The organism is Kluyvera sichuanensis (assembly GCF_040930405.1).
In the GTDB taxonomy this organism is placed as follows: domain Bacteria; phylum Pseudomonadota; class Gammaproteobacteria; order Enterobacterales; family Enterobacteriaceae; genus Kluyvera; species Kluyvera sichuanensis.
Map to the genome: position 1 here is coordinate 4,819,331 of NZ_CP162271.1, position 16,851 is coordinate 4,836,181.

General features: G+C 57.5%; 14 protein-coding genes. 8 read left to right on the forward strand and 6 right to left on the reverse strand.

Features of this window, described 5'->3' with window-relative positions:
• Nucleotides 1-36: 36 nt before the first annotated feature.
• From AB2B48_RS22890 to AB2B48_RS22905, 4 genes are all read right to left on the reverse strand, one after another.
• Nucleotides 37-789, reverse strand: a complete 753-nt coding sequence (locus AB2B48_RS22890) for an IclR family transcriptional regulator (RefSeq protein ID WP_368300349.1) — start codon at nt 787-789, stop codon at nt 37-39.
• Nucleotides 786-1,544: an IclR family transcriptional regulator gene (locus tag AB2B48_RS22895; RefSeq protein ID WP_368300350.1), complete on the reverse strand. Its 759-nt coding sequence runs from the start codon at nt 1,542-1,544 to the stop codon at nt 786-788. The genes AB2B48_RS22890 and AB2B48_RS22895 overlap by 4 nt, the downstream gene beginning before the upstream one ends.
• Nucleotides 1,545-1,670: 126 nt before the next feature.
• On the reverse strand, nt 1,671-2,432 hold the full coding sequence (locus AB2B48_RS22900; RefSeq protein ID WP_368300351.1) for an SDR family NAD(P)-dependent oxidoreductase: 762 nt from the start codon (nt 2,430-2,432) through the stop codon (nt 1,671-1,673).
• Nucleotides 2,433-2,448: 16 nt separating this feature from the next.
• Nucleotides 2,449-4,185, reverse strand: a complete 1,737-nt coding sequence (locus AB2B48_RS22905) for an FAD-dependent oxidoreductase (RefSeq protein ID WP_368300352.1) — start codon at nt 4,183-4,185, stop codon at nt 2,449-2,451.
• Nucleotides 4,186-4,678: 493 nt separating this feature from the next.
• On the opposite strand from AB2B48_RS22905, the gene AB2B48_RS22910 reads away from it, so the two are divergent.
• From AB2B48_RS22910 to tauD, 8 genes are all read left to right on the forward strand, one after another.
• Nucleotides 4,679-5,977 carry a diguanylate cyclase gene (locus AB2B48_RS22910; RefSeq protein WP_368300353.1) on the forward strand — a complete coding sequence of 433 codons (1,299 nt, stop codon included), beginning with the start codon at nt 4,679-4,681 and terminating at the stop codon, nt 5,975-5,977.
• 105 nt (nt 5,978-6,082) lie between these two features.
• Nucleotides 6,083-7,204: a JmjC domain-containing protein gene (locus tag AB2B48_RS22915; protein WP_368300354.1), complete on the forward strand. Its 1,122-nt coding sequence runs from the start codon at nt 6,083-6,085 to the stop codon at nt 7,202-7,204.
• Nucleotides 7,205-7,426: 222 nt separating this feature from the next.
• The gene (gene mmuP, locus AB2B48_RS22920; RefSeq protein WP_333495205.1) at nt 7,427-8,836 is read left to right on the forward strand and encodes an S-methylmethionine permease; all 1,410 of its coding nucleotides are present in this window, start codon (nt 7,427-7,429) and stop codon (nt 8,834-8,836) included.
• Nucleotides 8,823-9,755 carry a homocysteine S-methyltransferase gene (gene mmuM / locus AB2B48_RS22925; RefSeq protein WP_185667215.1) on the forward strand — a complete coding sequence of 311 codons (933 nt, stop codon included), beginning with the start codon at nt 8,823-8,825 and terminating at the stop codon, nt 9,753-9,755. The genes mmuP and mmuM overlap by 14 nt, the downstream gene beginning before the upstream one ends.
• A gap of 216 nt (nt 9,756-9,971) precedes the next feature.
• Nucleotides 9,972-10,937 carry a taurine ABC transporter substrate-binding protein gene (tauA, locus tag AB2B48_RS22930; protein ID WP_185667214.1) on the forward strand — a complete coding sequence of 322 codons (966 nt, stop codon included), beginning with the start codon at nt 9,972-9,974 and terminating at the stop codon, nt 10,935-10,937.
• Between the two features lie 10 nt (nt 10,938-10,947).
• Nucleotides 10,948-11,715 carry a taurine ABC transporter ATP-binding subunit gene (gene tauB, locus AB2B48_RS22935; protein WP_185667319.1) on the forward strand — a complete coding sequence of 256 codons (768 nt, stop codon included), beginning with the start codon at nt 10,948-10,950 and terminating at the stop codon, nt 11,713-11,715.
• Complete coding sequence (gene tauC, locus AB2B48_RS22940) at nt 11,712-12,539, forward strand: taurine ABC transporter permease TauC (protein ID WP_368300355.1); 828 nt, start codon at nt 11,712-11,714, stop codon at nt 12,537-12,539. The genes tauB and tauC overlap by 4 nt, the downstream gene beginning before the upstream one ends.
• Complete coding sequence (gene tauD / locus AB2B48_RS22945; RefSeq protein WP_368300356.1) at nt 12,536-13,387, forward strand: taurine dioxygenase; 852 nt, start codon at nt 12,536-12,538, stop codon at nt 13,385-13,387. Before tauC ends, tauD begins: the two co-directional genes overlap by 4 nt.
• 61 nt (nt 13,388-13,448) lie before the next feature.
• Here tauD and AB2B48_RS22950 read toward each other — a convergent pair whose 3' ends face one another.
• Both AB2B48_RS22950 and hemB read right to left on the reverse strand, forming a co-directional pair.
• Nucleotides 13,449-15,155 (reverse strand): lysophospholipid acyltransferase family protein, encoded by a 1,707-nt coding sequence (locus AB2B48_RS22950; protein WP_368300357.1) that lies wholly within the window; start codon nt 15,153-15,155, stop codon nt 13,449-13,451.
• A 200-nt stretch (nt 15,156-15,355) separates the two neighbouring features.
• Nucleotides 15,356-16,330: a porphobilinogen synthase gene (hemB, locus tag AB2B48_RS22955; RefSeq protein WP_368300358.1), complete on the reverse strand. Its 975-nt coding sequence runs from the start codon at nt 16,328-16,330 to the stop codon at nt 15,356-15,358.
• Nucleotides 16,331-16,851: the final 521 nt, after the last annotated feature.

Genomic DNA, 16,851 nt, shown 5'->3' on the forward strand with positions numbered 1-16,851 from the left:
CGGGCTACGATTTGAAAGTAGCCCGGCCGAACGCCGTTACGGTTTAAAGCCGAGGCTTTCGGAAAGCGCAGCCGCCTGCTGGCGAAGCAGGGCAAGGGTAGGGCTGTCGGCATCGAGGTTCAGTATCTGCGTCTCATCAAACAGCGTCAGCGCAAAATAGATAGCGCCGCTCAGTTCAAATACCGGTGCGCTGACCGAGCTAATGCCCGGCACCGGTACGTCATGCTGCATATCCAGGCCGGACGCGCGGATCTGCGGAAACTCTTCACGTTTCGCCTTACTCAGCGCCTGACCGGTCGCGCTTTTATAGGCATTAGCGATGATATCGTCAGGCATCCAGGCGCAGAAGGTGCGCCCGATGGACGACGACGCTAGCGACATCACTGACCCAAGACGAATTTCGCTATACAGCGTATGGCGCGGCTCGGTAAAGCTAATCACCGTCGGGCCGTGGTTGCCCCACACGCTTAAGGCCACGCCGTGCCCGGTGCTTTCAGCAAGCAGTCGGGTAACGCGTTCCCCTTCGCGCTGCGGATTCAGATAGTGCAGCCCTAAAATCCCTAGCTCCTGCGACAGCGAACCTGCGCTGTACAGGCCGCTCTGCTCGTCTTTGCTCACCAGACCCGCGCGCACCAGGCTAATCAGGTAGGGGAAGACTTTGGCCGAGCTCATCTGTGCGGTGCTGGCAATCTCTTTGAGGCTTTTGTGAGTACCGCTGGCGATAAGCGATTCCAGAATATCGGCGGCAACTTCCACTGACTGTACCCGACGCTGTGATTTTTCGCTCATTGGGCGTCTCCGCTTAGGGCAAGGGCTTCCGCTTTTAACAGGTTGCCGATGGTCACGAGTTTCTGTTCATCCAGCTGATGCGAGGCCGAGAAGGCGCTGATTGCCAGCTGTAGGTTGCCGTTACCGTCCAGCACCGGGACTGAGAGCGCCGAGACGGAGGGGGTGGGGACGCTGCGGGAAATCGACAGGCCCTGCTCGCGGATATGGGCCAGCGCCTGCTGGAAGTCGTCGCGGCTAAACAACTGGCGGTCATCGCGGGTGAAGGTTTGTGCCCGGATAATCTCGTCACATGCAGCTTCAGGCATCAGGGCGGCAAACAGCTTGCCGGTGGCGGTGCGGGTTAGCGACAGGGCCGAGCCCTGCTTAAAGCCGAGGTTCATCACCATGCCGTATTCGCGGTAGAAAATGACCACCGGGCCAAAGCGCGTCCAGACGGCGACAAACACATTCAGCTGGTGCTGCTGGCCCAGACGTTCGACGGCGGCAATTGCTGCTTTCACTTTTGGCGCGGCGTACAGCGCGTTGATCCCCAGACGCAGCGACAGCGAACCGGGCTCGTACTTTTGCGTCACCGGGTCGCGCTTGAGCATGCCGGTGCGTTCCAGACTCACCAGATAGCTGAAAATCTGGGCGGGGGCGGAGTCGACCCGTTCGGCGATTTCGGTCAGGCTCATCGGCGCGGACTGTTCGACCATCATCCGCAGAATGTGCCCGGCGACCTCAACGCTCTGAATCCCTCGTTGTTCCGACTTCATGATGACGCTGCGCTCCAGATTGGCTTCTGAAAGAAGAGGATAGGTACTCTAGCATAGTCATCGGAGAGGAGGGAGTTTCCCGGCGTCGCGTCGCTCGGCCGAGCAACGCGACGCCGGGAGGGCACGTTAGCTGACCAGATAGCCTCCATCCACCGGCAGCACCACGCCGGTCACATAGCTTGCGGCGTTGGAAGCAAGGAAAGTCACCGGCCCCACCAGTTCCTGCGGCGACGCCACGCGCCGCAGCGGGATGTGGGTTAAATAGCTTTCAAGCGTGCTTTTATTTTCCCGCGTGGTGGTGGTCATATCGGTATTCACTACCCCCGGCGCGATGGCGTTTACACGAATGCCGTGCCCGGCCAACTCCGCCGCCAGCGTACGGGTCAACTGCGCCAGGCCGCCTTTGGAAACGGCGTAAGAAAATGCGGTAGGGGCCGCCACGAAGGATTGGATCGAGGCGACGTTGATAATATTGCCTTTACTGGCAATCAGCGACGATAAGAACGCCTTGCACATATTAAACGGCCCCAGCACGTTCACCGACAGCGTCAGGTGTAGTGCTTCGTGGGCATCGTCAGAATCAAATGGAATGCGCTTTAAAATTCCGGCGTTATTCACCAGCACGTCGAGGTGACCAATATTGGCCGTCACCTCTTCAGCCAGCGCTTCGCAGCTCTCAATATCGCTGACGTCCACACCAAAGCTCCAGACCTTCGCGCCCTGATGACGCAGTGCCGCCGCCGTCTCTTCGACCGCCGCGCTGTCCACGTCGACCAGCACCACGCGCGCGCCGGCCTTCGCCATTCCTTCCGCCATCGCCGCACCGTTGCCGCGCGCCGCGCCGGTAATTAACACCAATTTATCGTTCAGGCTAAACTCGTTATTCATCGCTTCTGCTCCTGGGCTATGACGCTTTTTTGATGACAGGCTCTGCACCGGCAACCGTCTGCCCGGCAATGTACTGCGCGACGGCATAGCCAAAGGTTAAGGCCGGGCCGAGGGTTATCCCTGCGCCGGGATAGTTGCCGCCCATAATGCTGGTGGCGTCGTTGCCGATGGCATACAGCCCGGCAATAGGCGTACCGTCTTCGGCCAGCGCCCGGCAGTGTTCGTCAACCGGAATCCCGTTGTAGGTGCCGATATCCCCCGGATGAATTTTCACCGCATAGAACGGCCCCCGTTCGATTGCCTTCAGGCACGGGTTCGGCTGGTGCAGGGCATCGCCCTGATAGCGGTTGTAGGCTTTCGAGCCTTTACCGAACGCTGGGTCATGACCGCCGATCGCGCCCTGATTAAAGGCGGCGACCGTTTTGGCTAGCCCCTGCGCGTCAATACCGGCCTGGCTTGCCAGCGCTTCCAGCGTCGCTCCTTTCAGCAAATAACCTGATTTCAGATGGCGGCCTATCGGCAGCGGGAAGGGGGCGACGCTGCCTAAACCGTAGCGGCGCAGGGTAGGGTGATCGCAGATAAGCCACGAGCAGGTTTCGCTTTCCCCTTCACAGGCTTTGATCATCGCCTGTACGTAGTCGTGGTAGGAGTTGGCCTCATTGGTAAAACGCTGACCCTTGGCGGTGACCGCAATCACGCCGGGCTTGGCGCGGTCAATAAAATGCGGCATCACGCCCTGGCTGCCGTCGGCGCGTGTTGTCAGCGAGACCGGAGACCACGCGGCGGCATTCGCCAGATGGCTATCAATTTTGCCGCCGAGCGCCTCAAACAGCCTGAAGGTGTCGCCGGTGTTGGACTCCACCGTTGGGCTCCAGTGCTCTTTACCGGTAGGCGCGTGGCGATAGTTGGCTTTACGGCGCTCGACGTCATGCGAGAACCCACCGGCGGCCAGCACCACCCCTTTATTCGCGTAGACAGTAATGATTTCATTATCTTTTTTAACCTTCGCCCCGACTACGCGTCCGTTTTCATAGAGCAGCGCCTGAATCGGTGAGTTGCGCCAGATAGGAATGTTTTTATCCAATGCGGATTTTGCCAGACGGCCCATCAGCGCATTGCCGTTGGTCAGCAGCATCCCGCGTCCTAACGTCAGGGTTTCCCAGAAATGCTTCGATAGGCGCTTCGCGGCGTAGGCCGCTGACTGCAGCGAGCGAGTCGCGTTCATCAGATGGCGAATATCTTTGCCAGAGCCAATCATCATGCCGAATACCGTCAGCTCAGGCAGCGCGGGCTCCAGGTGTTTGAGGTTGTCGCCCAGTTCACGGGCATCGAACGGTTTTGCCACCATCGAGCGCCCGCCCTGCATCGCCCCCGGTGCTTCTGCGTGATAGTCGGGGAAGGTCAGCGGCATTTCAAAATCGACCGCCGTGTTTTGCAAGAAGAAGTCCACCGCCTGCGGGCCGTGCTGCAAGAAGGCCGAGACGCGCGCTTCGTTGTAGCTCGATCCGCCTTCATGGCGCAGATAGGTTTTCACCGCCTCCGGTGAATCATCGTGGCCGTAGGCTTGTGCCAGCTTCGTGCAGGGGATCCATAACCATCCGCCTGACCGCGCTGCGGTGCCGCCGAAGCGGTCACGTTTTTCAATCATCAGTACATCGAGCCCCTGATGTGCTGCGGTTACGGCGGCAGACATCCCCGCCGCGCCCGTACCGACTACCAATAGATCACAGTGAAATTCTTTAGCATTTGACATGACGTTCTCCGTTTACCACCGACGGCCATTTTCTGGTCAGTTGCTATGCAAGCTAGCAATGAGTTTGATAATGATCAATTATTTTGCATTTGTATAATTTAGAAATGCGATCGCGGATCGGATTTTGTGGGATCGGAGGGGGAGACGACCTTCGATGTTGACCGTGGTTGGGCTGATAATGTGGGGTGATGGAATGAACGGCGGGCAGGGGGACGTTTTTTAAATATTGAATGGATTAATAATCAGAAGTTATTCGAATTTATTTTGTATTAGTCTGACGTTATTTATTGCAATGGATAATTAATTGGTACCATTAATCAGTCTAAGCTCGTATGGCAATGTTATTGCGAGGTATGCTTTTTTAATCGTGATATGGCTACATTTAGGGCATGATTATTTAATAGCCACTCATTATATATTGGTTGATGGAGAGGTTGTTTTTTGACCGTGTAATAAAGCAAGCGGGGCGCTAACGGAAAAGGACGGGAAAGCAATGGATAAGCAATTCGCGCAGGGGAGTATGAGCGAAGCCGATAAGCTCGCGGATCTTCTCAACCACAACACGGATTGGATCTGGGAAGTTGACGCGCAGGGGCGCTACGTGTGGGTGTCCAACGTGGTGAATAACCTGCTGGGGTACGCACCTGAAGAGGTGCTTGGTCGTGCGCCGTTTGATTTTATGGAACCGGCAGAATCGGAGCGGGTGCAGAAATTCTTTGGCGATGTTCTGGCTTCCCGGCAGCCCTTCAACGGCATGATTAACCGCAACCGTCGGGCAGATGGCAGCGCGGTAATCATCGAAACCAGCGGTATTCCGCTGTTCGATGCCGAGGGTCAGTTGACCGGCTATCGCGGCACCGACCGCGATATCTCCCAGCTGGGTGAACGGGTATTGCAACTGGAGTCTATCTACCAGAACACACCGCTGGCGCTGTGTGTGATTAACCGTTTTGGACAGCTCACCAAAGCGAATAAAGCGATGGGCGAGCTGCTCGGGCAGCCGGAAGATGCGCTGATCGGCCAGTGCCTGCGGGATATCATGCCGGAATGGAATCTGTTGTTTCAGCAGGATTTTATTCGACTTGATGCCGGAGAGAAAATCACCAGCAAAGAAGTATTCCTCTACGGACGCTACTTCTATATTAAGCCAATGCCGGTGTATGACGCGGGCGGAAACGTGGCGGGGATCTCCTCCGCGTGGATGGACATTACCGACCGCAAATTGGCGGAGCAGCAGCTCGCCAGCGCTAACCAGGTACTGCTGCAGTACGCCGAGCGGGACCATCTGACCGGATTATTTAACCGCCGCTACATGGACGAACGGCTGAACTATGAAATCACCCGCGCCCAGCGTGAGGGGGCATCACTCTCACTGTGCATGGCCGACCTCGACTTTTTCAAACGCTATAACGATACCTACGGCCATCAGGCGGGCGACCGCGTGCTGAAGGCGGTGGCAGACGCGCTGAGGGGAGGGCTGAGGCCTGACGATAGCGTCAGCCGCTACGGCGGCGAAGAGTTTTTAATCATGCTGCCGGATACCGGTGCAGAAGGGGCGCGAGCGGTGGCCGAGCGTCTGCGCGAACGGGTGATGGATCTGAATATCGAACATGAAACCAGCCCGCTTGGCGGCGTGTTGACCATCAGCCTTGGCGTGATGACCTGGGATGCGCCGCTGTACGTTTGCAGCATCCAGAGCCCGGCGGATATTGGTGCCGAGCTTATCCACAGCAGCGATGCGGCGCTTTATCGCGCCAAACAGCAGGGGCGTAACCGCGTCGTCGCGGTGTAAGCAGAAGGCTCGGCAATTGATTCACCACATTGATTCACCACAAAGAGGCCCGCAGCGGGCCTCTTTATAATCGGGCCTACTCCTCTACTGTGATGGTAAAGAAACATGGCTTATCAACTGAACCTCAACTGGCCGGAATTTTTAGAAAAATACTGGCAGAAGCAACCGGTCGTCCTGAAGAACGCGTTCCCGAACTTCGTTGACCCGATTACCCCGGATGAACTGGCCGGTCTGGCAATGGAGATGGAAGTCGATAGCCGTCTGGTCAGCCACGCTGACGGCAAATGGCAGGCCAGTAACGGCCCGTTTGAAGATTTTGACCATCTGGGTGAGGAAAACTGGTCGCTGCTGGCGCAGGCGGTGAACCACTGGCATGAACCTTCCGCCGAACTGGTGCGTCCGTTCCGCGTGCTGCCGGACTGGCGACTGGACGATCTGATGATCTCCTTCTCGGTGCCGGGCGGCGGCGTGGGGCCGCACATTGACCCGTACGACGTATTTATTATCCAGGGCATGGGTCGCCGTCGCTGGCGCGTGGGCGATGCACTGCCGTTAAAACAGCACTGCCCGCACCCGGCGTTGCTGCATGTCGAACCCTTTACGCCAATTATCGAAGTGGAAATGGAACCGGGCGATATTCTCTATATTCCGCCTGGATTCCCGCACGATGGTTATACCTTTGAAGCGACGCTGAACTACTCCGTTGGCTTCCGTGGGCCGAACGGTCGCGATCTGATCAGCAGCTTTGCGGACTACGCGTTGGAAAACGATCTGGGCGAGAAGTACTACACCGATCCAGATCTGACCTGCCGCGAACACGCGGGGAAAGTGGAAGATCATGAGCTGGAGCGTCTGCGCACCATGATGATCGATATGATCCGCCAGCCGGATGACTTTAAGCAGTGGTTCGGCAGCTTTATCAGCACGCCGCGTCATGAGCTGGATCTGGCACCAGCCGAGCCGCCGTACGAACCGGAAGAGGTTGCTGCTGCGCTGGAAGACGGTGAAACCCTGCGTCGTCTGAACGGCCTGCGGGTGCTGAATATCGGCGGCTGCTTCTTTATTAACAGTGAGCGGGTGGAAACCTGCGCGCCACAGGCGATGGACGCGCTGAGCCGCTATACCGAAGTGAATGGCACGTTGCTCGGCGAGGCGCTGCATAATCCTGCGTTTGTGGTGGAGCTGACGGCGTTGATTAATCAGGGGTACTGGTTCTTCGACGAGTAGGCGGTGAGGGTGCGCGTTGTACCCTCACCCCGGCCCTCTCCCTGGAAGGGAGAGGGCGAAAAGCGGTCCCCTCGCCCCTACGGGGAGAGGGTTAGGGTGAGGGGAAAACCCCGCACCCTCCCTCATTTCTGGTGATCCCCCCGTTTTGCAATTGCTTACCAATCGTTGTATAACCTCTTTCTGATTTGGATGTTTAGATGTCCATACGTTTAGAAGGTAATAATGCAAAACACAACACAACAACAAGGTGGGCAGTTAAAGCGCACCATGAAAACCCGCCACCTGATTATGCTGTCGCTGGGTGGCGTTATTGGCACAGGGCTGTTTTTCAATACCGGCTATATCATCTCCACCACCGGCGCGGCGGGTACGCTGCTGGCCTATCTGATTGGCGCGCTGGTCGTCTGGCTGGTGATGCAGTGTCTTGGCGAACTGTCGGTGGCGATGCCGGAAACCGGCGCGTTTCACCTTTACGCCTCACGCTACCTCGGCCCGGCCACCGGTTACACCGTGGCGTGGCTCTACTGGCTCACCTGGACGGTGGCGCTCGGTTCGAGCTTTACTGCCGCCGGGTTCTGTATGCAGTACTGGTTCCCGCAGGTGCCGGTGTGGATCTGGTGTCTGCTATTTTGCGTGCTCATTTTCGGCCTTAACGTCATTTCGACTCGCTTCTTTGCCGAAGGCGAGTTCTGGTTCTCGCTGGTAAAGGTCATCACCATCGTGGCATTTATCATCCTTGGCGGCGCGGCTATCTTTGGCTTTATTCCCATGCAGGACGGCTCACCCGCACCGGGGCTGTCGAACATTACCGCTGAGGGCTGGTTCCCACACGGCGGGCTGCCTATCCTGATGACTATGGTGGCGGTGAACTTTGCTTTCTCGGGCACCGAGCTGATTGGTATTGCCGCAGGGGAAACCGAGAACCCGCACAAGGTGATTCCGGTTGCCATCCGTACCACCATCGCGCGGCTGATTATCTTCTTTATCGGTACCGTGTTTGTGCTAGCGGCGCTGATCCCGATGCAGCAGGCGGGCGTGGAAAAGAGTCCGTTTGTGCTGGTCTTTGAGAAGGTCGGGATTCCGTACGCGGCGGACATTTTTAACTTCGTGATTCTGACGGCGATTCTGTCGGCGGCGAACTCCGGGCTGTATGCCTCAGGCCGCATGCTGTGGTCGCTCTCCAATGAACGCACGCTACCGCGCTGCTTCTCGCAACTGACCAAAAACGGCGTGCCGCTGGTGGCGCTGTCGGTCAGTATGCTCGGCGGGCTGCTGGCGCTGTTCTCAAGCATCGTTGCGCCGGATACCGTGTTTGTCGCGCTGTCGGCGATTTCTGGCTTTGCGGTGGTGGCGGTGTGGATTAGCATCTGCGCCTCGCACTTTATGTTCCGCCGTCGCCATCTGCAGCAGGGGAAAGCGCTGAGCGAACTGCACTACCGCGCGCCGTGGTATCCAGTGGTGCCGGTGCTGGGCTTTGTACTCTGCGTGGTGGCCTGTCTTGGCCTGGCTTTTGACCCCTCGCAGCGGATTGCGCTGTGGTGCGGGATCCCGTTTGTGGCGCTGTGTTATGGTGCCTACTATCTCACACGTTCACGCCCGACCGAGGAGGCGCCGCAGCATGCCGCAGAATAATCCCTTAACCTCAATTCTGACCGACCATCCCTTTGTACTGCTCGACGGCGCGATGGCGACCGAGCTGGAGGCGCGCGGCTGCGACCTGGCCGACAGCCTGTGGTCGGCGAAAGTGCTGATGGAAAACCCGCAGCTGATTTATGACGTCCATCTCGACTACTTCCGTGCGGGGGCGCAGGTAGCGATTACTGCCAGCTATCAGGCGACGCCGGACGGCTTTGCCGCGCGTGGGCTCAATGAAGCGCAGGCCCGCTCGCTGATCGCCAAAAGCGTGGAGCTGGCGAAGCAGGCTCGCGACTCGTACCGTGCGGAAAACCCGGCGGCGAAGGGGCTGCTGATTGCCGGTTCCGTGGGGCCGTATGGGGCTTACCTGGCGGACGGTTCGGAGTATCGCGGCGACTACCAGCGCAGTGCGCAGGTGTTCCAGGATTTCCATCGCCCGCGCGTTGAAGCCTTGCTGGAGGCGGGCGTTGACCTGCTGGCCTGTGAAACCCTGCCGTCGTTTGATGAAATTCGCGCGCTGGCGCAACTGCTGGAAGCGTACCCGGTAGCGCAGGCATGGTTCTCGTTTACCTTGCGCGATGCTCAGCACCTGAGTGACGGCACGCCGCTGCGCGACGTGCTGGCGCTACTGGCGGACTATCCGCAGATTCTGGCGGTGGGCATTAACTGTATCGCGCTGGAAAATACCGTTGAGGCGCTGGAATATCTGCACAGCCTGACGCCGCTGCCGCTGGTGGTCTATCCCAACTCCGGCGAGCACTACGATGCGGTAAGTAAAACCTGGCATCACCACGGCGAAGCCTGCGCCACGCTGGAAGGCTATCTGCCGCAGTGGCTGGCGGCCGGGGCGAAGCTGATTGGCGGCTGCTGCCGGACCACGCCGAAGGATATTGCGGCGCTGAAGGCGCACTGCTGAACCTGAGTTTTCCCGGCGTCACTGCGTTCGGCCGGGCTACGAAATATAGGTAGCCCGGGCAAGCGCCAGCGACCCTGGGGAAATCCCACCCTCCAACTATCTTTTGCCACTTTTCTTCTAAAAACGAATTGGAATTAACAAGCATTTTTAATTCCTTTATCAATTACCCCGCGCCGGAAATACTGCCTCCATAACAAGACATGGGAGCAGGACATTATGGCAATCGCATCGCGTTTCACCCTTATCGCCGCTACGCTGGCACTGTTGGCATTCCAGGCGCAGGCCGTGGACGTCACTATCGCCTATCAAACCTCCGCCGAGCCCGCCAAAGTGGCGCAGGCGGATAAAACCTTCGAAAAACTGAGCGGTGCAAAACCGGACTGGCGCAAGTTTGACAGCGGCGCGAGCATCGTGCGCGCGCTGGCTTCCGGCGACGTTCAGATTGGCAACCTCGGCTCAAGCCCGCTGGCCGTTGCCGCCAGCCAACAGGTGCCGATTGAGGTTTTCCTGCTGGCCTCACAGCTCGGCAACTCTGAAGCGTTGGTGGTGAAAAAAGCCATCACCAAGCCTGAAGACCTGATTGGCAAACGCATTGCCGTACCGTTTATCTCTACCACCCACTACAGCCTGCTGGCGGCGCTCAAACATTGGGGTATCAAGCCGGGTCAGGTACAGATCCTGAACCTGCAGCCACCGGCGATTATTGCCGCCTGGCAGCGTGGTGATATTGACGGTGCCTACGTGTGGGCACCGGCGGTGAACGAGCTGGAAAAAGACGGCACCGTGCTGACTGACTCCGCCAAAGTCGGTGAGTGGGGCGCGCCAACGCTCGATGTCTGGGTCGTGCGCAAAGACTTTGCCGACAAACATCCAGACGTGGTGAAAGCCTTCGCCAAAAGCGCAATTGAGGCCCAGCGCGGCTATATCGACAACCCGGATAAATGGCTGGCCCAGCCGGAGAACATCAGCAAGCTGGCGCGCCTGAGCGGCGTTCCTGAAGCGGACGTTCCGGGGCTGGTGAAGGGCAACACCTATCTCACCGCCGAACAGCAGGCGCAGGCGCTGAACGGCCCGGTGAATAAGGCGATTGTCGATACCGCGCAGTTCCTCAAAGAGCAGGGCAAAGTCCCGGCGGTGGCGACCGACTACAGCCAGTACGTTACCGACCGTTTTGTGAAGTAAGGAGGTCATGATGCTGCAAATCTCGCATCTTTCTGCCGACTACGGCGGTAAACCGGCGCTGGCAGATATCAATCTCACGCTGGACAGCGGTGAACTGCTGGTGGTGCTGGGGCCCTCTGGCTGCGGTAAAACCACGCTGCTGAACCTGATTGCCGGATTCGTGCCGTATCAGCACGGCAGCATCATCCTTGATGGAAAACACGTTGATGGTCCGGGGGCCGAGCGTGGCGTGGTCTTTCAGAATGAAGGGCTACTGCCGTGGCGCAATGTGCAGGATAACGTCGCGCTGGGGCTGCAGTTGGCTGGAGTGAACAAAACCGAGCGTCGGGAGATTGCCGCGCTGATGCTGAAAAAGGTTGGGCTGGAGGGGGCTGAAAAGCGCTTTATCTGGCAACTCTCCGGCGGCCAGCGCCAGCGAGTGGGCATTGCCCGCGCGCTGGCGGCGAACCCGCAGTTGCTGCTGCTGGATGAGCCGTTCGGCGCGCTTGATGCCTTTACCCGCGAGCAGATGCAAACCCTGTTGCTCAAGCTGTGGCATGAAACCGGTAAAAAGGTGCTGTTGATTACCCATGACATCGAAGAAGCGGTGTTTATGGCGACCGAACTGGTGCTGCTGTCGCCGGGGCCGGGCCGCGTGCTGGAGCGTTTATCCCTCGATTTTGCCCGCCGGTTTGTCGCCGGGGAATCGTGCCGCAGCATTAAGTCTGACCCGCAGTTTATTGCTCAGCGTGAATACGTGCTGAGCCGAGTGTTTGAGCAACGGGAGGCGTTCTCATGAGCGTGGTGATTAACGATAAACCGCGGACGCGCGTGCTGAAGCTGCGCTGGCCGCTCTCGCGCCACCTGACGCTGAGCCTCGCTACGCTGTTGGTGCTGTTGGTTATCTGGTGGGCGGTCGCAGCGGCGCATTGGGTTAGCCCGCTGTTTTTACCGGCACCAGGGCAGGTGCTGAATAAGCTGCTGACCATCGCCAGCCCACAGGGGTTTATGGATGCCACGCTGTGGCAGCATCTGGCGGCGAGCCTTGGACGTATCGTCGTGGCGCTGTTGGCGGCGACGATCATCGGCATTCCGGTGGGGATCGCCATGGGCCTGAGCCCAACGGTGCGTGGGATGCTCGACCCGTTGATTGAGCTTTACCGCCCGGTGCCGCCGCTGGCCTATCTGCCGCTAATGGTTATCTGGTTTGGGATCGGTGAAACCTCCAAGATCTTGTTGATCTACCTGGCGATTTTCGCCCCGGTGGCGATGTCGGCACTGGCGGGGGTGAAAAGCGCGCAGCAGGTACGTATTCGTGCCGCGCAATCTCTCGGTGCCAGCCGCGCTCAGGTATTGTGGCTGGTGATTTTACCCGGCGCGCTGCCGGAGATTCTGACCGGACTGCGCATTGGGTTAGGCGTGGGCTGGTCGACGCTGGTGGCCGCCGAGCTTATCGCAGCGACCCGCGGGTTAGGTTTTATGGTGCAGTCCGCCGGGGAGTTTTTAGCCACCGACGTGGTGCTGGCCGGCATCGCGGTGATCGCGATTATCGCTTTTAGTCTGGAACTCGGGCTGCGTGCGCTTCAGCGCCGTCTGACCCCCTGGCATGGAGAAATACAATGAGTGAACGTCTGGCAATTACCCCACTGGGGCCGTATATCGGTGCACAGATTTCCGGCGCGGACCTGACCCGTCCGCTGAGCGATAACCAGTTTGAACAGCTGTATCACGCGGTGCTTCGTCATCAGGTCGTTTTCCTGCGCGAACAGTTGATCACCCCGGAGCAGCAGCGTGAACTGGCGCTGCGCTTTGGCGACCTGCACATCCACCCGGTTTATCCACATGCGCCGGGCGTGGACGAGATTATCGTGCTGGATACTCACGACAATAATCCGCCGGATAACGACAACTGGCATACCGATGTCACCTTTATTGAGACGCCGCCTGCCGGGGCCATTCTGGCGGCGAAAGAGTTGCCGTCTACCGGCGGTGACACGCTGTGGACCAGCGGCATTGCGGCCTATGATGCGCTCTCCGATCCGTTTAAGGCGCTGTTAAGCGGCATGCGTGCCGAGCACGATTTCCGTAAATCGTTCCAGGAGTATAAGTACCGCAAAACCGAAGAGGAGCACCAGTGCTGGCAGGAGGCGGTCGCCAAAAATCCACCGTTGCTGCACCCGGTGGTGCGTACTCATCCGGTGACCGGTAAGCAGGCGCTGTTCGTCAACGAAGGGTTTACCACGCGCATTGTCGACGTGACGGAAAAAGAGAGTGAGGCGCTGCTGAGCTTCCTGTTTACTCACGTCACCAAGCCGGAGTTTCAGGTGCGCTGGCGCTGGCAGCCGAACGATGTGGCGATTTGGGATAACCGAGTGACACAGCACTATGCGAATGCGGATTATCTGCCGCAGCGGCGGATTATGCATCGGGCGACGATTTTGGGGGATAAGCCGTTTTATCGCGCGCCGTAAAAGAACATTGCGCCGGACTGTTCCCTCTCCCCTTTGGGGAGAGGGTTAGGGTGAGGGGGCACTACTGACCCAAATGCGCCCCGATATACCGCTGATACCGATTCGCCTTCAGATAGGTCAAATCCACTAACACCAGCCCATCCACGCAGTTGTTAAACTCCGGGTCGCTGCCAAAGTCGATAAACTGCACGCCGCCGGGTTCGCACACTTCCGAATACTGCTTATAAAGAGGCGGAATACCGCAGCCGAGGTTGCCGAGCAGCGACTTCAGCCGCGTCAGATCTTCGCTGTAATCCTCGCCGCCAAACTGCGCCAGCACGTCGGGAAGCGAAGCGGGATATGGTCTGCGTGACTCCGCCAGCGGATGCGTGGCCGGGAACCACAGGCGATAAAAAGCGACCAGCAGATCCCTTGCCGACGGTGGCAGCCCGCCTGAAATAGAGACTGGGCCAAACAGATAGCGATAGTGCGGATAACGCGCCAGATAGGCACCGATACCGGACCACAAATAATCCAGCCCGCGACGACCCCAGTAGCGCGGCTGAATAAAGCTGCGCCCCAGCTCAATCCCGTGTTGCAGAATGTCGTCCATTCGTGCGTCGTAGTGGAACAGGCTGTAGCTGTAAATGCCGTCCAGCCCGCGCTTTTCTAACTGCATGGCGGTAGGCATAAAGCGATAGGCGCCGACGATTTCCAGATCCTCTTCATCCCACAGAATCAGATGCAGATAGTCATCATCATAGCCATCGACATCGCGGCGCTTACCGCTCCCTTCACCCACCGCCCGGAAGGCAATTTCACGCAGGCGTCCCAGCTCGCGCAGCAGCGGCGCGTCCTCCTGGCCCTTACGTTGCCACAGGTAAATCACTTTGCCATCTGCCGTGCGTCCCAGACACTCCGCCTGGCTCAGTTCGCGCTTCAGTAAGGCGCGGGCTTCCGGGCGTGCGATGGCGCTTTCGGTTTTAAATATCCCCGGCAGTCCTTTACCTAACAGATGAACGTGGCGATAGCATTTCTCGGTCATTTCGCGCGACGTGGCCTGTGGGTTAAACCACGCGGACCAGGCGATCTGCTCGCCAATCGTCACCGGCAGGCTGCCGTTACGGCGGCGGAACATTTGCTGCATCAACAGCAGCAGCGGCAGATGTTGTGATATCAACGTGCTGGCGTAAAACAGGGCGCTATTACGACCGTCGATCCATGCCGGTAGCAGCGGCGCGCGGTATTTGGCCGCGAGCTTAATAAAGCCGGAATGCCATTTTTTATCGCGGATACCCCGGCGCGTGAGTCGTGACACTTCGCCTGCCGGGAAGAAAATCAGTACACCGCCGTTTTGCAGCTGCGCATCCATCTGCTGGAGCGCCGCTTTTGAGGTGCGACCGTTGATGTTATCAACCGGAATAAACAGCGAGCTGAGCGGTTCAAGGTGGGTAAGCATACGGTTGGTGACGACTTTCACATCGCGACGCACGCGGGAGACAGCGTAGAGCAGGGCCAGACCATCGAGCGTGCCGGTAGGGTGGTTGGCGACGATGACCAGTGGGCCATTTTCAGGGATTTGTTCCAGGCAGCGAACCGGAACCGCGCAGTCAATATTGAGATGTTCCAGCACCTGTTCGACGGTATCTAACCCTTTCAGGTGGCGGTGGCGTGCGGCAAACTGTTGAAATTCTTCTTCATGCAGCAATTTCTTCAGAACTTTTTTCTGCCAGGGGGCGGGCCTCGCCTGAGGCCACAGGTCATCGAGTACGTTGTCGAGACTAAACATGGTGGCTCCTCCTCCGTCATGCTGTGACAGTAGAAGGGAGATATGTCGGTTGTATGGCGGTTTGGTGACGTTTTGAGGGGCATTGAAATGTAGCGCAGCGCCGCCGGGAAAACCCGGAGTCGGCGTAAACGCCTCGTCCGGGCTACCTGCACTAGCCTAGCCCGGCCAAGCGTAGCGCCGCCGGGAACTCCAGCGCGTGATTAACGCAAGATTTTCTTCTCGGCTAAGTCGAGCGCGAAGTAGCTAAAGATAAGGTCCGCACCTGCGCGTTTGATGGCGCCCAGGCTTTCCAGCACCACTTTCTCTTCATCAATTGCCCCGGCCTGCGCAGCGAATTTAATCATCGCGTATTCACCGCTCACCTGGTAGGCGCCAATCGGCAGCTCGGTGCGCTCGCGGATATCGCGCAGGATATCGAGGTACGCGCCCGCCGGTTTCACCATCAGGCAGTCGGCGCCCTGAGCTTCGTCCAGCAACGACTCACGAATCGCCTCGCGGCGGTTCATCGGGTTCATCTGATAGGTTTTGCGATCGCCCTTCAGCGCGGTGCCAGCTGCTTCACGGAACGGGCCGTAGAAGGAGGAGGCGAATTTGGTGGAGTAGGACATGATGGCGGTATCGGTGAAGCCTGCCGCATCAAGCGCCTGGCGAATGGCCTGCACCTGGCCATCCATCGCCGCAGAAGGGGCGATAAAGTCTGCGCCTGCTGCCGCGGCAACGACGGCCTGCTTGCCGAGGTTGGCAAGGGTCAGATCGTTATCGACGCCGTGGTCGCACAGCACGCCGCAGTGACCATGAGAGGTATATTCGCAGAAACAGGTATCGGACATGACGATCATCTCCGGTACGGTCTGTTTGCTGATGCGCGACATGCGCGCCACCAGGCCGTCTTCTTTCCAGGCATCGCTGCCGGTATCGTCGGTGTGGTGTGAGATCCCAAAGGTCATCACCGAGCGAATACCGGCGTTAGCAATGCGTTCAATCTCGCGCGCCAGATGCTTTTCTGGAATGCGCATCACGCCCGGCATCGCTTCGATAGCTTTGTAATCGTTGATTTCTTCTTCAACAAAAATCGGCAACACCAGGTCATTTAAGCTCAGTGTTGTCTCTTCAAACATAGCGCGCAGCGCAGGAGATTTGCGCAGGCGACGGGGGCGATGGAGTAAGTCTGTCATGGTATGCCTGATGTTTGTGAAACAAGGAACGCTATTGTAACTGAATCAGGGCGAAGATGTTTTACCAAAGTGGTGCTTATGCGGTTGGTGGTGACTAGGGGCTCAGTGAATGTAAGACTTAGCTTAATAATAATCAGGATAGATAATATAACATTCTTATTATCCCTTTAAGGTATATATAATTTGTGTGGTTTCATTCTATTTATAGATGCAATTTTTAAGTATTTCATTGTGTATGATTTTTAGTTTTTATTTTTTATTCGTTTGTTGAATTTAAAATGCTTTATTCATTTATTAAAATATTCGATATTTTTCTTTAATTCATTGATTTTTATCATTTTTGTTTTTTTATTTGTTTGCCATGTAAGCGGTTTTATTTATTCATTGTGTCCGGATTCGAACTATGTATAAACTATAATTGAACCATTTGTCATGAGCGTCGCATAATTCTCTCCGCATACATAGAAATGTTTTATTGCAATTGTTAATTGATGGACCAACATATATATCCCTGAGGAGGG

What these genes read in the sequence shown, in the direction of transcription:
- AB2B48_RS22910 (WP_368300353.1), top strand. Translation starts at nt 4,679, where the DNA reads ATGGATAAGCAATTCGCGCAGGGGAGTATGAGCGAAGCCGATAAGCTC.
- AB2B48_RS22915 (WP_368300354.1), top strand. Translation starts at nt 6,083, where the DNA reads ATGGCTTATCAACTGAACCTCAACTGGCCGGAATTTTTAGAAAAATAC.
- tauB (WP_185667319.1), top strand. Translation starts at nt 10,948, where the DNA reads ATGCTGCAAATCTCGCATCTTTCTGCCGACTACGGCGGTAAACCGGCG.
- tauC (WP_368300355.1), top strand. Translation starts at nt 11,712, where the DNA reads ATGAGCGTGGTGATTAACGATAAACCGCGGACGCGCGTGCTGAAGCTG.
- AB2B48_RS22905 (WP_368300352.1), bottom strand. Translation starts at nt 4,185, where the DNA reads ATGTCAAATGCTAAAGAATTTCACTGTGATCTATTGGTAGTCGGTACG.
- mmuM (WP_185667215.1), top strand. Translation starts at nt 8,823, where the DNA reads ATGCCGCAGAATAATCCCTTAACCTCAATTCTGACCGACCATCCCTTT.
- hemB (WP_368300358.1), bottom strand. Translation starts at nt 16,330, where the DNA reads ATGACAGACTTACTCCATCGCCCCCGTCGCCTGCGCAAATCTCCTGCG.
- AB2B48_RS22890 (WP_368300349.1), bottom strand. Translation starts at nt 789, where the DNA reads ATGAGCGAAAAATCACAGCGTCGGGTACAGTCAGTGGAAGTTGCCGCC.
- tauD (WP_368300356.1), top strand. Translation starts at nt 12,536, where the DNA reads ATGAGTGAACGTCTGGCAATTACCCCACTGGGGCCGTATATCGGTGCA.
- AB2B48_RS22895 (WP_368300350.1), bottom strand. Translation starts at nt 1,544, where the DNA reads ATGAAGTCGGAACAACGAGGGATTCAGAGCGTTGAGGTCGCCGGGCAC.
- AB2B48_RS22950 (WP_368300357.1), bottom strand. Translation starts at nt 15,155, where the DNA reads ATGTTTAGTCTCGACAACGTACTCGATGACCTGTGGCCTCAGGCGAGG.
- mmuP (WP_333495205.1), top strand. Translation starts at nt 7,427, where the DNA reads ATGCAAAACACAACACAACAACAAGGTGGGCAGTTAAAGCGCACCATG.
- AB2B48_RS22900 (WP_368300351.1), bottom strand. Translation starts at nt 2,432, where the DNA reads ATGAATAACGAGTTTAGCCTGAACGATAAATTGGTGTTAATTACCGGC.
- tauA (WP_185667214.1), top strand. Translation starts at nt 9,972, where the DNA reads ATGGCAATCGCATCGCGTTTCACCCTTATCGCCGCTACGCTGGCACTG.